At 57.4% G+C, this 15,989-nt stretch carries 12 protein-coding genes and 2 pseudogenes; 3 read left to right on the plus strand and 11 right to left on the minus strand.

Annotated elements, in window-relative coordinates:
• Positions 1–1,017 precede the first annotated feature (1,017 nt).
• From I6F28_RS35685 to I6F28_RS35705, 5 genes are all read right to left on the minus strand, one after another.
• The gene (locus I6F28_RS35685) at positions 1,018–1,344 is read right to left on the minus strand and encodes a hypothetical protein (RefSeq protein WP_225130092.1); all 327 of its coding nucleotides are present in this window, start codon (positions 1,342–1,344) and stop codon (positions 1,018–1,020) included.
• 41 nt (positions 1,345–1,385) lie between these two features.
• Complete coding sequence (locus I6F28_RS35690) at positions 1,386–1,859, minus strand: hypothetical protein (protein ID WP_225130094.1); 474 nt, start codon at positions 1,857–1,859, stop codon at positions 1,386–1,388.
• Between the two features lie 24 nt (positions 1,860–1,883).
• The gene (locus tag I6F28_RS35695; protein ID WP_225130096.1) at positions 1,884–3,260 is read right to left on the minus strand and encodes a hypothetical protein; all 1,377 of its coding nucleotides are present in this window, start codon (positions 3,258–3,260) and stop codon (positions 1,884–1,886) included.
• A 621-nt stretch (positions 3,261–3,881) separates the two neighbouring features.
• Positions 3,882–4,544 (minus strand): hypothetical protein, encoded by a 663-nt coding sequence (locus tag I6F28_RS35700; protein WP_225130098.1) that lies wholly within the window; start codon positions 4,542–4,544, stop codon positions 3,882–3,884.
• A gap of 97 nt (positions 4,545–4,641) precedes the next feature.
• A complete protein-coding gene (locus I6F28_RS35705) occupies positions 4,642–5,940 on the minus strand; it encodes an AAA family ATPase (protein WP_225130099.1) in 1,299 nt (432 codons plus the stop codon).
• A gap of 324 nt (positions 5,941–6,264) precedes the next feature.
• Between I6F28_RS35705 and I6F28_RS35710 the strand changes: the two genes are divergently transcribed.
• Positions 6,265–7,623 carry a hypothetical protein gene (locus I6F28_RS35710; protein ID WP_225130101.1) on the plus strand — a complete coding sequence of 453 codons (1,359 nt, stop codon included), beginning with the start codon at positions 6,265–6,267 and terminating at the stop codon, positions 7,621–7,623.
• A 309-nt stretch (positions 7,624–7,932) separates the two neighbouring features.
• Here I6F28_RS35710 and I6F28_RS35715 read toward each other — a convergent pair.
• Together I6F28_RS35715 and I6F28_RS35720 are read right to left on the minus strand one after the other, a co-directional pair.
• Positions 7,933–8,601, minus strand: a pseudogene (locus tag I6F28_RS35715) (transposase); the annotation flags it as partial.
• A 1,258-nt stretch (positions 8,602–9,859) separates the two neighbouring features.
• Positions 9,860–10,220 (minus strand): annotated as a pseudogene (locus tag I6F28_RS35720) (integrase core domain-containing protein); the annotation flags it as partial.
• A 191-nt stretch (positions 10,221–10,411) separates the two neighbouring features.
• Between I6F28_RS35720 and I6F28_RS35725 the strand changes: the two are divergent.
• Positions 10,412–10,837, plus strand: a complete 426-nt coding sequence (locus I6F28_RS35725) for an SET domain-containing protein (protein ID WP_225130104.1) — start codon at positions 10,412–10,414, stop codon at positions 10,835–10,837.
• Positions 10,838–11,504: 667 nt separating this feature from the next.
• Here I6F28_RS35725 and I6F28_RS35730 read toward each other — a convergent pair.
• Complete coding sequence (locus tag I6F28_RS35730) at positions 11,505–11,765, minus strand: hypothetical protein (protein WP_225130135.1); 261 nt, start codon at positions 11,763–11,765, stop codon at positions 11,505–11,507.
• Positions 11,766–12,691: 926 nt separating this feature from the next.
• Here I6F28_RS35730 and I6F28_RS35735 point away from each other — a divergent pair.
• Positions 12,692–12,919, plus strand: coding sequence for a hypothetical protein (locus I6F28_RS35735; protein WP_225130106.1), 228 nt, complete (start codon positions 12,692–12,694; stop codon positions 12,917–12,919).
• 238 nt (positions 12,920–13,157) lie between these two features.
• Here the strand turns inward: I6F28_RS35735 and I6F28_RS35740 are convergent, their stop codons facing one another.
• The 3 genes from I6F28_RS35740 to I6F28_RS35750 form a co-directional block, all read right to left on the minus strand.
• Positions 13,158–13,544 (minus strand): tetraacyldisaccharide 4'-kinase, encoded by a 387-nt coding sequence (locus tag I6F28_RS35740; protein WP_225130129.1) that lies wholly within the window; start codon positions 13,542–13,544, stop codon positions 13,158–13,160.
• A 456-nt stretch (positions 13,545–14,000) separates the two neighbouring features.
• Positions 14,001–15,173, minus strand: a complete 1,173-nt coding sequence (locus tag I6F28_RS35745; protein ID WP_225130107.1) for a peptidogalycan biosysnthesis protein — start codon at positions 15,171–15,173, stop codon at positions 14,001–14,003.
• Complete coding sequence (locus I6F28_RS35750; protein WP_225130109.1) at positions 15,170–15,943, minus strand: class I SAM-dependent methyltransferase; 774 nt, start codon at positions 15,941–15,943, stop codon at positions 15,170–15,172. The genes I6F28_RS35745 and I6F28_RS35750 overlap by 4 nt, the downstream gene beginning before the upstream one ends.
• Positions 15,944–15,989: the final 46 nt, after the last annotated feature.

Here is a 15,989-nt window from a genome sequence, read left to right on the forward strand (position 1 = left end):
CCTGGAACCACCCCCCGCCCCAGCCCAACACGCTGTCGTTTGAGGAGCTTTTGGAAGCCCACCGATTGTAAAGGGGTCATCGGACTTGGATTTTCCGTCCACCTCCGGAAGCAGCTTGAGCAACGGCAGAGCCCCCCAAGCCTCCCCCGACTGGAAACCAGGGCTTGCACCAACAATCGGGACGGCGAGAGTTGTGGTGGAAAAGCTCGTTACCTGCTGAGAGCCGCCTGAAACCGTTTGATGACGCGCTCGAACATGTCACGGACACTTCAAGTGTCTCCTTGGCACCCAATACGTATCCGTTTCGAACACGCTTGAAGGTCATAGTGCCTTTCGAATTCCAAAGCACGCAAGAGCCCGACAAGTTTAGTGATACTGATCTGGCAAATCTCTTTGCGCCCTTAGTTCACGGGCACAAATAGCTGTATCGCCGGAGGCCAGTTCCGTCCGTCTATCACGCATCTCCATCCAAGAGCGAATAGGTCGTGCTACGGCCGCCAGCAGGGTCTTTCACGAGTATCCCCTTGGCAACGAGGTCTTCGATGTCGCGTAGGGCAGTGTCCTATGAGGACTTGGTCAGCTTGGCCCACTTTGATGAGTTGAGCTTGCCCTCGAAGCCCTCAAACAGACGCTCGATCATGGTGCGCTGGCGGTCATTGAAGCTTTGATCGGCATGCTTCTTCCAGAAGCGGGCCTTCCTGAGAACCGATCCAAGAATGACGTCGGCGCGATCGAAGGCGCGATCAAGGCAATCGAGAAACCACTCTAGCCATTCCGTTATGTCGAGATCGCCCTTCTGCGTGGCTTCCAGGATAACGAGGCGCTGAGATATCCGTCATGGCCTCGACGACGCGCTATCGACGATTTTTGCGACGGTCCCGGTGGCCCAATTCAAGCGACGGGCCTTTAGCTTGGAAGGGTGTCGGCCGCGCAACATTACAATGGCTATTCGGACATTTGTAGCCGACCTACACCATTGGACGCATGAGGTTTTCTCTCCTCGTCCGAACACCGCCCTCACTTTCGGCGTCGAAAACCGCGAACTTGTCGCTCCACCTCGCTCTTTGAGGAACCATTATCAAACCGCGCAACGGCGCGGCCGAGGCGATTTTCCTCGCGAAACTCGATTTTCTTATTTTTGTAGCCGCCCCACACGCGACGGCCCCCAAACGCCGCCCAGCCGCTACGTCCGGCTAGCCTTCCACTCCCCGGATCAGCAAATTCGTAGACAGCCTCGATCACGATCGGCACGATCTCTTCGATTTGAGGTGCATGGTGACGAGCGCGTTTATCTGCCTTTTGCTGAAACTCGCTACGTTTCGCTTTCGTGTCCAATTGCTGCATAGGACCAACTCTCCCCTTCGATTAAATCATTTCAAAAGCGACTATTGGCGCTGTCCGCCGCTTGTCTGCTCTAGAATTTCATACAGGAATGTGATCACACGCTCGGCGACTTCCACCACGTCAACGCTCGTGCTGTCAACTTCAATGCGAGCTGCGCCCATTTCGAAAACCCCGTCCTGAAAAACGGCTTCTTCAAAAACAGCTCCGTAAATCGCCATCTGTTTGGAGTTTGTGACAATCCGCGATTTTCTGCCAGTTAACTGACCATGCTTAATTGCGAACACGGCATCGCGAACGATGCGATAATCCTCATTTTGCGCTGCAAGAACGTCCCGAAACTCATCGTCTTTATCCGGTACGGACACGCCAGCGGCCACCAAGGCTGCATGAAGAATTCCGACAAATGCATCGAGCGTAAGCAAGATGTTCACGGCCGAGGCCAGCCGACCGGGTTTCTCCCTGAGCAAATCAATATTTCGGCCGACAACCACGCTCAGGAAATATTCTGGCTTCACAATTACTCCTTGCCGTTTCGGCGCTCATGAACCCGGCGCAACGACCAACTCCGCGATGTCCCGCAGCGACCCCATATCAAGCTTGAATGCTTGCATGGGAGCGGGAGTGGACCGCGTGATGACAACTCGGAATTCCCACTGATATGCAAACCGAAAGTGCTTCGCGCACTGGATTGCTTCATCTTGAACGGCAGCGAATTCGACCGGGTCATCTGAAACTGAAAGCGGGTCGTAGTAGTACGCCGGTATGAGACGCACGCGTTCCACGCCTGACACCTGTGCCGCCACTGCTTTCGCAAATCTCTCGATGAAGCTGTCGAGGTCATTTATTGCCACACAAGCGTCGCTCTGGAAATCCATAAACAAGCGATAGTCGTAAACGGAAGCGCAGCACCAACAATAATAATCGCTAGTAGAAAACTCTAGCTTTCGCCCGTCACGATACCAACTCATCGTCAGTTCATTGTCCTGACGTGCTAAGCCCTCGGCGCCTGCGAAATATGAGGCAGGCCGGACAAGCAGTTCGCCTCTTTCATACAGGGCGCGCATGTGCTCGGCCTTTCCAAATTTGAAGAGCATCTTTGGCGCATTAAAATAGCTTTCGCGAGAATACTGGGAAGCATCCACCCAATCCGCCCTACGACACCAGCTTTCGTCGGCTAAGCGCCTGATTTTTTCCGGCGGGTTAGCTGATTTCTCACCGTCAAGTAATCCGCGAATGAGAAATTCCTCGGCCAATTCAGTATAGAGAGACAGGAAATCAATATTGCGGGTCGGCGAATGCATTCCATCCCGCCTTGGCTTTATCAAGGTGTATTTCCCGTCATCACCGAGCGTGATAACGTTTGCTATTACATCATGCAGTCGTTGCTCCAATTCCTCTCGGCTGAGAGCCTGCATGTATCGATTGGCACGATAATGAAATCTCTTAATCTCCAGAATAGCAACCAAACTGATTGGTCGAGGGAAACGTAGAACGTGCTCGTGCCGTCCGACGCTTGCCTTCTTTGGAGTTGCGAACGCATCCAGCATCGTCGCAAGTACTCCACGCAGTTTGAGCGCCTCCTCCACCGGCATCATTACATCGGCCCACCCCGCCGTCGCGGTCGCGCATTGAACTATTACCTCACTGCCGTGAAGGACCATGCCGTGGGCTTTGGTGAGTTGAGCCAATAGCGGCATGTAATCGTACGTTACGAAACATTCGTTCGGGTCCAACGTGATCGAATAAGGAAGTCGCGAAAGCCATTCAAAGAGCTTCAGCGCATCCAAGACAGGCATCTTCAGATCGGCGCGCTGTACGGCATTCGTGGCGCACTGGATCACAAGGTCTTCGGCGTCCAAAATTGCGCCGTGGACCTTCGTCAGTTGAGCCAGTCGAGGCATCAATTCAAGGGTCATGAAGTGTCCTGACAAGGCAAAGACGACCGGACGCGCAGACTACCAGTTGCCTCGCTTCTGGCGTTCAGCGAAGCTCATAGTCGCTAACTGGGGGAAACGATTATGCACAACTTTGCAAGCTACATGGCAGAGAGCCAGCTCCTGACGCTGGCAACGCTTATTCTGATGGTCGTGCCCTTTTCTACCAACCTTGGTACTTTGCCGTTGCTATCTCGATTGGAGTGCTGGTCGCATCTTGGATCGTACGTGCCGCATTCATGTCCTTCGCGGCGAGAGGGACCGATCGCGGTACGGGTCCTGCCAGCTAGGCCCCTTCGTCCAGCAGTGAGTGGATAAGCTCGAACAGCCCGCACGCCAACCACGCCAAGAGCAGCGCCAGCGAAAGACAAAACCGTCCGTTTGCGCAGATGGACGTCAGCGAGGGTGAGTGCACCACCACGGTCTTAACTGCTCGTGGCTATGAGCCTGACATGGAAAGCAATCCGATGATCTGGCTTCATGTTGAAGTTGACCCGGTGATTTTCCTGCTGCTGCTTTCGGCAGTCAGGGTTCACCTTCGATAAGGTATACGGGGCCGGGAGACCGGCCCCGTTTCTTTTGACTTGCATTCGGCGAATGTGATTACGCGACCTCTTGAGCCTTCAAGGCCTCGCGCACCGCCACTCCGAGCGGGGTCGGAATGTATCGGATGCCCTTGTAGCTTCCTTCAAAAAAGTACTCGCGCCGTCGCACAACCAGCGCGTCAATGGGCGAGGCGAGATGTGGGAAGAGGGGTTTGAGCCTGCGCGAAAGGGCGATGGTCTCTGGCCGAATGCTGTACCGCGCGTCGCCGTGAGACATGCTGCATGAGTCGTCTCCGTACAGCAGGCCAAGTCGGATGTGCTTAGGCACGGTTTGAACGATCTTTACCAGCCGCTCAATCAACTGCGGATCGAAGTCGCCTGCCGCCGCCGGGGGCGCTTCAGGCTTCAGTCCGCCGGTAAAATGATGGATCGACGCGTTTGGAGCGGCGCTCTCGACAGCAATGCAGATCGAACTCGCTAAGGCGGGATCGTCAAAATGTACCGTTACCAGTTCCATGATGGCCCTCCAGTTCTTGGTAGGCCAACTGAATATCAAACGATGAATGCCTTCAAGCGATTTTTGGATCAATTTTGGCACTTCAGGGGGCGAGAAACGGCATCCTGTCTCGGCCAGCCAAGGTGCGGCGCGCGCCCCTATATTGATTTCTCGTTCCGACGCCCAATCTGCTCCAGTCATCCAGCCCCCGATCTGTTGCTCCACTTCCAGTTAATCCCTAAAGGGATTTAACTGGAGCGGAGCAGATCAGGTGCGCCAGTCGCTCCGGTTCTGCTCCGGTCAACTGGAGCAGCCAGCGCCCCTAGTCGTCGTCGGCCACCTCAATGAACTTCTTCGGCTTGCGGCGCTCATCAGGCCGCTCGACCTCGACCAAGGCGCCCGTCTCGCGCCATGTCTTGAGCAGCGCCACGACTTTAGCCCGGTCCTGCTTGTCGGTAAGGCTGAGACCCAGCGTTTTCGCGACTGCGATGCCAACCCAGCCGTCCGCCCGTTGGTCGGCCCGCCACTGGCCCTGCTTGATCGCCAGCGCGCACCGCTCAAAATCCGACGCCGTAACCCCGGCCAGCAGGTCAGGCCGCTCCCAGCGCGTCGCAACGCCGATATCGTCGCCCTTCAGATGATCGAACGGATTGCCGCTGACCCGGCTCAACGGGTTGTTGTCGAGATCGACCGAAACCAGCTCAAACCAATCCCGCTTGTCGGCTGGCTCGGTTAGGTTGGCCTTGTCGGCATAGGCTGAGAAATACAATCCATGATGATCGACGCCTGCGTTCTTAGCTTCAGCTTCGGTCATGCTATTGAGCACGCGGGCGGAGCGGCAACCGTCCGTCAGCGCGACGCCGCCGCGCGCGCTCTGCACCGTAACCTCCTGCTCGCCCTTCCGAACGTGGTGGACCAACTCAACGGCGCAATTGCCCTTGTCGGCGACTTTGTCCCATTCCTTCACCACCATGTCGATGGCGTTATTGTCGTTCTCCGGAACCTTATGCGACGAAATGAACGGATCGACGATCACCACGTCGATGCCGCGCTCTTCGATCTCTGCAATCAGCGCGTCCACGACTGGCGTGCAGATCACGGTGTCGCGGCCTTCCGTTTTGGCGATGACGAGGGGGCGTTCGCGGCCGTGATCGACAAACAGCCGATCACCAAGATGATGTTCAGAGAGTTCAAACTGCTTAGCGGTGGTTTGTATGCGGCGCGTCGTTTCCATGGCAGGGTCTTCGAGGTTGAAGTGCCAGACGCGAAGCTGCTCTGAAGCCGTGCCGAGTAACGCCTGGCCTGAGACCATCGAGAGCATTTCGGTAATGATGAGCGACGATTTGCCGAGAGCGCCCGGCGCAACCGTGGCGCTGACATATTCACTTCGCCGCGCGACGAACCAACCATGACCGGGGTTTCGATGGATGATGCCTTGCGAGTGCATCAATTCAAGCCCCTCCTGGCGACCGCACATGTCGCACGTCGCGTCCTCCTTCAGATCGGTCGCAGCCGCAAAGGATTCCTGCACTGTCCCACCGCGACACGCGCCAAGATGGCCGGGATCCGATTCACCCTCTGCCGCCAGAATTAAGACCTTCTTGGCAAGGCATGCCTTCATCGGAGGGGTCCGCCTCGGTTCGGGCACCATCCAGACGCATCGTCCAGAACACTTCGCAGCTCAGTACACACTTTAGTAGGCCCTATGATGCTACTCCACGAAATAGAATCTGTTGGTGCCAGCTCCGACTCACCCAGCCAGTGTTTCGGAAAAATGCAATCCGGCGATCCTTGGCGCGTGCCTCGGGTGAGTGTGGCAGTCGGATTGGCCATTTTGGCTCACTCAAGTCTCCAAGCGCGTCAGCTTGTCGACAGCTGATCCTAATAGAGGGAGAACAGAGAGCGGATCTGCTCAGGATTGCGAACCGACCCAAAGGGAGGGGATATGGACCCATTTAACAGCATCAACCCATTCGACCGGGCTGCTTACAACGACGCGGTGACACAACCGCAACAGCAGCAAGCGGAGTTTGAGCCGTACTTGGATGAAGTCCCGCAGCTTGATACCACTGCCGTCGCAGGGGTTCCTGTTTCTCCAGATCGCTACTATCCTCATCTGCCTGACGAAGACCGTAGACTTACCGAGGCGTTGGAACTTGGGGCCAGCGGTCCTCATCCCGAAGACGCAGTCACCAGAGGCGTCGGGCACGTCGCTGCGCAGCACAACGCGCGGGAGGCTTCGAGTTGGCCGAGCGAGCTGACTGCGGAAGGTCACGATCAGGATTCGCTGCGAGGGATGATCGGCGAATCCGTCCTAGCATCGTCTCTCAAGCCAACCGCGCACGATCACCAAGCACCGGATCTCGGAGAAGCCGTTCGTCACTTCAACTGGAGCGACGGCTACCAGCCGGCTCCGAACGAGCTGACCGGGAGCGCCCCCCTTTCAAGTCACGCGCCCCTCATGGGTGAGGATTACAGCGGGCAGTTGAGGCCTGCGAAGAGGCAGAGGACGCTAAGCCATGCGGAACTGGATGCCATTGAGCGCCAGCTGAGCGAGCCGGGCAATTCAATGGCTCGTGTGCTGATGGAAAACGCCGGCGCACCGTCGCCTTTCGGGCCAGCGGTCGGTTCACCATTGATCCTTCCTGAGGAAGGTTACGATCAGGATCAGCTGTGGGCGATGGTGCAAGACGCCGGCCCATCATCGTCTCTCGAGCCAACCGCGCGCCATGAGCAGACCCTGAATTTAGGAGCGGTTGTCCATCCCTTCAACTTCAGGCAGGGCAACCAGCACGCGTCGGCTGCGCTTGACGGTAGCGGCATCCCGCCGAGTCAGGACAGCCGACCAAACAGCTTTATCGTTCACAATGACCGCTACACGGCGCTATTCGTGCCCGCGGCGGCGATGAGGCCAAGCACCCCACTCAATGCGCCAGGCCCTGCCATTCCTCTCGGATCTCGACAGGAATACGTTCCGCAGCCCAGCGCACAGCCAGCGAATCGAGTCTCACCAGCGCTGCTTGGACGTTCGATGCAGCAAGCCGCCCCGGCGTCCTCCAGGGCTGACAGGACATCCCCGGCGGCCCGCGAAATTTATGCTGCATCATTCGCTGTTCCCGAGAATTTTTCGCACGGCACCCAACCCGCCTCGGACACGATGCGTTCGAAGCTCGGCCGCTGGGGCCTCTTGCCGGACGCGGCGCAGCCGGAAAAGCAATACAACATTCGCGGCGAGCTCTACACCGCCCTCCTGGGGCCGGGGGGGCCCAATGACGTTCGGCTCATCCATCACCCACGAGAGTAGACGCCGCGCACACTCCCGACGCTAGCAGCCCGTCCACATAGGTCCGGTATTGGGCTTGTTAATGGGCCATAGCTTGCTCCAGCGACGATTGCGTGCTTGGCTCGGGACCGGCTGTGCGGGAGAGCGCTACTCGGCCCGATTAACTTGCGCCATCATCGCTGTGCGGCTCCTCGGCGAGCCGCATAGCCATCGCCCTTTGATCTTTGCCGAGAGCCGGGACCAAGCTGCGAAGAACACCTACGGTGTTATTGCCGTTGCGTTTTACAGCATTGCCATTAATCAGGGCCTCCTCAAGTCCCGAGACAGGGGAAATCCTCGGAGTAAAGAGGCTGCTTCCGGCGCCCTGTTGAACACGCGTGACTGCTTTTCGTCCTCGAGCCGGGCCTCGAGATGGAGGCCATCAGCGCGGATGTAGACGTAGCGTTTCGCCGACGCGCTTCTGGCACGCGGTGTGCTCGTCGAGCTAGCCATCCCTAGGCGACCGATCGCCGAGGCCGACAATCCGGCAGCATCCTTGCCGAGCAGCGCAGCCAGCGCTTCCGAGGCGTCGCCAGTCGAGATCCCCTTCAGGTAAAGGATAGGCAGCAGCGTCTCGATCAACTTCGAACGGCGTATGTAGGGTGGAAGGATCATCGACGGTGAGAACCGGATGCGGTCGGGAATCGGAGGCGACCCCCTGGCGATCGCGCACGCGCGGCTGGCGGATAGCGACCGGACCGATACTGGTCGTCACCTCCCCCTCTGGCAGGTGACCGTGCCGGGCGATGCGCTGGTGGCCGGCCGCGGTCCTTCAAATCGGGATGCTTGCCGAGATAGTCCGCGACCTCGGCTTCGATCGCCTGAGCGAGATGGACGTGCCCAGTTGCGCAAGACTTTTGTGAGTTGATCGGCGACGGTTCCTGGCGGAATCAACTTGATAATGTTGTCTTTGGATAGGGCATATCGGTCCTTCGGTGAAGAAGTGGAGGCGTCAAGCACCCACGATATGCCGCCTTTTCGATTCCCGCCGTCACCAACTTTCGGCGATCTCGACCGAAACTGCTACCTCCATCTAAGTCATATCGTTCATCATGTGTGAACGCCTTCACGTCGCACTTGATCCGAGACAAGTCGTAGACCAAAGCTCGTTTACGCAAGCCGGCGAGGCGTTTCGGACTTCCTGCCGGCCTAAATTGACGATCGCAGCACCAAATCTATGCCTTAGCTGATCCAAGCCTTCACGGCCGATCCGGCCACCCGGCCGGGGTCATAGGCCCGTCTGGCCTCGGGCGAGGGATCAATTTCACGAGGCGTTTGCTTGTCCCCGTCTGCGGCGGTGAGGATAGATGAACGCCGCATCGAAAGATGCCTCGGCCAGTGGCACAGGGCGTGCAGTGCGTTTGTTGCGTGGGAAATTTCAGTGTCCCGGCTCAGGCATAAAGGGCGCGGCGTATTTTCGTGACACGAGTGTCGTCTTTCCTTGGGACACCCGACGCGATTTCGTAACAGGTCAATGTAGGAGGAACTGTTGATCCACGAATTACCTCCGCAACAGTCCAGGTTCCTCGTTCGAAGGGGGACCACCGGCTGGATGGTTTATGATCGAGAACGCAAGGGGCCGGCGCTGTTAAAGGACCACAGCTTGGCCGAGAAGCTGTCCAAGGAACGGGCCGAACAAATAAGGCAGGCACTGGTCGATGGTTCGATTAACTGCTGGCCGTGATCCCTTGAGGTGAGCCTTATTTAGGAAAATGAAAGTCTATCCTGCGTTCAGCTCCGCTCTGGGGTCTCCACGCGGAGAACATAGCCATTCGTTCATGCCCCCCAGCCGGGCCTGGTGAGTTTGGCGATGATCTTGAGAAAATCGGCCTGCGAACAGCTGGGGCGTCGGACAAACCCACAGGCTTGTCCTTGCTTTCTGGCAGCATCAGCCGTTTTGCAAAGGCCTGTCCGTCACCCGCTAAGCACCAGACCGAGATGCTGGACCATGGAGTCCAGCCGCGCCGTGCGTCGCGCGGATGACGCCAATATCCCGTCGGCGAAACGCTCAGTGAAGATCTGGCGTCCGCACGACGGCGTCGCAGCGGAAGCGTTCGATGATCACCACGAGCTCTACGAACGCGGCGCCAGCGACAGATCGGTCACGCGTCGGCGTTTTTGGATACGCCGTGGAATCGTCCCGCACCTGCCACTCAACTTTCATCCAGCAGCGCTTACAGTCTCGGGTTGATGCAGCGAGGCCGACCTTTGGACCATCCGGGCTGGATGCGCCGACGTGGTTTTGCAGCAAAATCGGCGATCTGCTGCCGATGGCGCCATGGGGCCGTTCTTCGTTGTAGTCTCCACTTTTTCTTGGGCGTCCGCAAGGCTGAGGAACCGGTGCGTGTTGAGGCATTCGACCCGGAAGGCGCAGTCTTCGATGAACGCGTTGTCGGTTGGCTTACCGGGCTGGAGAAGTCCAGCGTGACACCGCGTTGGTAGGTCCAGAGGTCCAGATCGCGCGACACGAACTCGCTGCCTTCATCGACGCGGATCGTTGCCGGGAACCCCAATTCCTTGCAGGCGCTTTCCAGGATCGCCACGACGTCGCTGCCGCGGAAGGTGAACCGTGGCGCCAGTCCTGCAGCATCTCCTCGTGGAGCGACAGCCGAGATCCTCATCGGTAGCAGCCGCTACCGAAAGGGATGCACAGATTGAAAAAAAATCGAGGTTGTGACCGAGACGCGATTAAACGACCCCACCAATTTATGCAGGAGATTGCACGGCTCAGGTTAGTTAGCTTGCAGGGTGCTAGCGACTTTGGGGAGATATGTCAGTGTTGATCGTTGAAACTATTTTGAAGCCAGACCAGTTTGGCGGTATTGGACTTTTCTCCGCTACTCTTTTGCCTAAAGGTGCATTGATTTGGATTCATAACCCAATCGTTGACATTGCCGTGACACCTGAACAGTACGCAACTTTACCTCGAACATTTCAAGCTTTACTTGATAAGCACGCCTATCCAAGAGACCTCGACGTTGATGATGGTGTTTTAGAGTACAATGCTGACAACGCTCGTTTCATGAATCACAGCAATCAACCAAACACATACCAAGACGATCATTGCCGAATTTTCACAGCCCGAGACGTACAGCCGGGTGAAGAACTAACTTGCGATTACTTGTCTTTCGATCCAAGGTGCGACTTATCGTGGGTTAAAGTGCTATCGCCGAATGTTGGTGCCGGAGCGGGCTAGGCGACAGTGGATTGAGTCGGGTCTGCGACTTCGATTCCCGTTGGCTAATTTAACGCGGGAGAGTTGCGTCAACTGGTTGTGGCCATCGACGCGACGCAGCTTTTCTCGGCGGCCTCGGCGAGCTTGAGGATCGTAGCGAGCCTTGTTCGAAAGACATCCCTTGAACGGTGCGCCGGAACGCGCTGGCCAACGCGCTTTCAATGAGGTTGGTAGTCCCCTCATGTGGAGTCCTCTAAATGTGTAGCGCCAGTCAAAGACTTCGTTACCGGCGCGCTTTTCCGCGAATGTCGGCAACGAGTCCTGGCAGTGACAACACTGGGCTGCTGTTATGTTCTCCTGTGATTTTCCGGGGTAATTGATGAGGCGCTTCATGAAGAAGTAGATCCTGGAAAGCGAACGCTTAGCCCGAATACTTCGATGACGCCATTGACGAGAGCGGCCCTGTTCGGGTGATCGACGTATTTCTCGATTCGCTCGGTTTGGCTGAGATGCGCTTCGAGGTTGCGGAGCCAGCGGGCAGCGTCGCGCCCCCACTTTGCTCCTCGAACTCTGCCAAGAGATGGACTTATTGGCAACGACGAGGCGCCGCCACCGATGGCAGCAAGTTCAATGCCGTGAACAGCCGGGACAGGAACTTCACGTGCACGAAGATGGAGCGACGGCGTGCTCAGTTGGAGGAGAGCGTCGCGCGCTGAGTCAATTCGACGCGACCAAGCGCCAGGAGCCGGTGGAGGCGCTGGCCGCGAAGGAGACAAGGCTTGCCCAGAAGCTGACAAAGCTGACAAGCTTGTTGGCTACGAGGAAGCGCCTGCTGCTTGGTGATCTTCGCGGTCAGGGCCAGACCTAAATCGTAGGCGGCAGTTCCGCTTATGGCAACAATTCTCGTGCCATCAGCAGATCTCTCAGCAACGATCTGCTGGCCCCACACGGGAATTCCTTTGCTGCTGCTCAAGGCGGAGAGTGGCGCCGGAACGGTTAGGCAGCGCCTTAAGCGACGAAGAAGTATCGAGCTCGAGCAATCCGGCAACGGAGGCCTCAGGTGATCTTCCTTGAGCTATTTCAGCTAGGGGACTGGTTTGAGGTACAACCTTGTTCACCTCACGGATCTCGGCGGCGGTAGCTGACCCTAAAATGCTCGATCCGCGTGGTCGGAATCATGGAATTGCTCCGGAAGCATTGCTGGAGCGGAGACACCACCGGGTGATGCAGCGGGAGAGGAAGTCACGGCCCTTATCGACGTGATACCAAGTAAACGACCTCAATGGCGCCTAACGACAAACGCGCAGCCCCGCTGGAATTCGGAGCCGCCGGCTCGCATCCTAACCCGACATAATCCGATCATCTGAACGATGCTTGGCAGCCTTGCCGCCGTCTCACGGGAGCACCCGATCACGCCTAAGCCTGATCAACGAAAGGTGTGATCTCTCGCTTGCGCAGAGCAAGCACCGCCCCCCGACCGGCCTTTCGAACCGGTTCACTGCTCCGTGGTATCTCCGCCTACGCACCTCTTGATGAAACTCCTCCTGGACTCCCCAACGACCTTCTGATCGATCGCCTGCTTCAGGCAGTCGCGTCGATCCGCGTTGCATCGAATCGTGCTTGCACTCCGAGGTAAGTCATTTCGCTTTGTGGTTGGAATTTTCGTCGCGGTCCGGCGCCCTTAAGTTGTTTGACGAAGTCTTGCTGAAACACAGTGCCGCTAAACTTCCTGTTAGGTAATTAGCCCTGTTCTTTTTTATCGCACAGACAATCAAGTCAACCAAACGGCCATTGAGCTTTGGAATTGGCGCAGTCTGTGAACGGGCTCATATCGAAGAGCCATCTGACGGGCGACGATCACCTCGAAAATCCGCGGTGGAATATCTGTCAATTCAAAGTCAATCGATGGGGGTGATCATGCCCATCATACTGGACTTGCTCTATCGCGAATATTGCCGCGCCCGTCTCGCTGAAATGCGCAAGCAGCTTCTGATCGCAGCTGAACGCTTTGAAGCACTCGAAGCGGACTACCTTATTTCGGATCAGAGTGACGACGAGAGGGCGGCGGCATACCGCAAGACCGATCGCGGCGCGCCGCATTGAAGCAGCCAAGACCGGCAATCTCTCCCGCGTGGTAGTGGCCAAGCAATTCAACAGTCTGGGAGACAGCGATGAACACACCCGAATGCTATACCTTCACGGTGACCTGCGTCTCGTGCCTGACCATCATAGGAATGATGGTCGTTGGGGTGTGGTGAGCATGACTGTCTGCTGAAGCGGTAGCTTTAGCGAGTGCGAAACGAAGTTGGTCGGCACGCCTCGCTTTGCCCACCGGACGAGATCAGCGTCTGGAAAAACGCCGCTCGCGGGCCTTGTAGAGATGGTCGCTGATCAGTTGCCGCAGCTTGGCCCGGTCGTCGAATTCGAGCTGGACAGCGAATGGGACGATGCCGGTAGGGCACGCCATCGCTGCGATGCAGGCGCGCAAGATCATTTTCGTCGTCACCAGCGTGAGCTGCTCGCGCTGTGCCTCCGCTGCAAGCGCGGCGAGTTCCTCGCGCGAGAACATGTGATGATTGTCGAAGCGGCGCGTGCGCGCGACTTCGATGCCGCTGGCCTCCAATGTGCGGAGGAAGTGCTGGGGATCGCCGATTCCGGCGAAGGCGAAGACCCGCTCGCCGAGCAGCTGCGCGAGCGAGGCCGCATCCGGCTTCAGGCGCGCGCGCAGCTTGGGCTCGTTGCGTTTGGCGACCTCGGCGGCGACATCGTTGGCGGCGAGTCTGGCTCTCGTCTTGCCAAATTCATAAAAAGGTCCGGCCGCGCCGACGTCCTCTCGAGAGGAAGCACTGCTTGAAGCCGGAAAACTCGCTTAGGCTGGATTCCATCAACTCGCCACGCGGGAGTGTCGTCGGGACTGCCGTGCTCTACCCAGTTTCGTTCGGAAATCTCGCGAATTTTCGTGCCACAAAAGCGCTCGCTGCCGACCCTCGAGACCCGGAGTCAGCCGTCATGACGTCATCGGGCACCGTATCCCAGAATGTGCGCAGCAGTTTTTGCTTGAGTGTGCCTTCGTCGTGCTCCGGCTTGAAGAACCAGCGCGGCATCTTCAGTCGAAGTCCTGGCGTTAGGCCGAGGGGCACCGTACCCGACCAAAGACCTCGGCGAATCTTGCTCAATCTCGCAGTTACTCACCCAGCAAACGCTCGACCAACTCCCAATCCCTGCAAAGATGGCCTGCGAACTGATTCTGATATTGTCTGATCATACGCAGATTGTGCCGCTTGACGTCGGAGCCGCAGATGTGCTGTTCACCAACGCACTTGATGACGATCGCCTGCGGCTCGATCTTTGCCCCTCGGTTCACTTTCGCACGTAACGAGGAGGTAGAAAGCCGCAATGTTGTGAGACCGCGCGCCGCAGCGTAATCGAGGGGCTCGTAATAGCATAAGACGAAATATCTGTAATCCTTGAGATCGCGACTGTAGTCTGCCCCGAAGTAGCGCAAGTGAAGTGCCGTTCCAAAGCGATAGAAAACAGCAAGCCCGGTTATCTCGTTGTTGCACTCGGAAATTGCTGCGGCACCGAACTGCGACACACCCGCCTTTCTCTGCCCGGCGAGTATCCTTTCCATCCAGTCGCGACCCTGGGTGCTTCCGTGTCGAGACCTGTTTTGGGTTATGAGATCAGCGACTATGGAGTCATCGAGTTCTTCGGCTGAGGCCCATCCGATCTTCCCCCCGGCTCGCCGGAACGCCGCGACTTCAGACTTGCTTTGATTACGATCATGCGCGCACGAGGCCGCCATCATCCCGGCTACCCCTGTATCCGGCACTTCTAGATACGCTTCGGCAGAATGCAAAACGACCGTACCCCCAATGTGCTCCGCGAATTCCACCGCCGCCGGGTAGGGCATGTACGGCACTACAACGCCGGCATATCCCCGCTCCTGAGCATAGTTTAGAGCGCTGCGTCCCAACTCGCCTAAAGCCTCATACCTTCGCCTGCCCTGAATGCAGGGTATCTCGTTGTGGGTGTTGCGCCGACCACCCAGCCAGAGAAAACTTTGTTGCCAAGGGCCGGGAATTCCAGCCATGCAATCTGGCAGGAAGAACAAACCAGGTGATTGGTCTCCCTCCCAAAGCGTGCACGCAGCCACGACTCCGGCCGCCCCGCGGACCGCAAGCACGTCCGTTGCGCCGAGCGAATGTTCGAGCGCTCGCAGCCACCGGTAGCTGTTATAGAAATTGTTATCACCGACGAGGGCATCCCATTCATGCTCGTCAAAGCCGCATAGACCTTCCGCGACCGCTGAGGAGAACGGGACTAACAACTTGCTCCTGAATGGTACAAACGTCATGGGTGTCGCCCCGCATGGCGTGGGACACGGACGCCTTCAATGATGATCGCGTGCGGGCTTTGGAGATATGCATGTAGCTCCGTGGGAAGCTGATCTATACGGGCGCATGTGGGCACAAACAGTTCTCTCCATTTCAATGATCGGAACCCGGCTTGTGCTAATGAACTCTCCAAAGAGGGAGCGGGCCAATGCCATGCAAATACGCCGCCTTGTTCTCCATTTTTGCAGAACTCGACCTTAATACGCCCACCTTCTAAATATGGGTTCTCAGGATCGTCTACGACGAGCCTGAAGCCACAGGGTTCGTACCAGTTTGGATGTGGATTGTAAGCTGGATGAGTGGACAACGATATCAAGCGCCCGCCAGGACGCAACAGTTCGGCCATTTCGGCGCACATGCTGTCCAGCTCACTTTTGGTGGCGGCATAGGGCAGCACATAGGATGCAAGTACCAAGTCGAATTGGGCTGCCATGTTGGCATGGAGATGAGTGACGAAGGAGAGATTGATCCCCTCTTTTTCTGCGCGACGCCGCGCGTAGTTTAGCATGCCTGGCGCCGGATCATATCCTACAACAGAGGCTGCTCCGCGTTGCTTAAGTATTCGCGAATATGCCCCCGCGCCGCACCCAAAATCGAGGATGGAGAAGCCATCAACGTCACCCATCACCTCTAGTACGCTCGGCACTTCGATGTATTTTTGAAGGGGCCATTCAGTCATATTCTCGTGCAGACTTGCAAATTCATCGAATTGGGCCGCGCTGTCGGACACGGACGCGCCTCTCGAGGCGCCGTCCCCGTGTTGGCACGAACCCAGT

Origin of the sequence: Bradyrhizobium sp. NBAIM14, assembly GCF_020193895.1 — a bacterium.
Taxonomy (GTDB): Bacteria; Pseudomonadota; Alphaproteobacteria; order Rhizobiales; family Xanthobacteraceae; genus Bradyrhizobium; species Bradyrhizobium yuanmingense.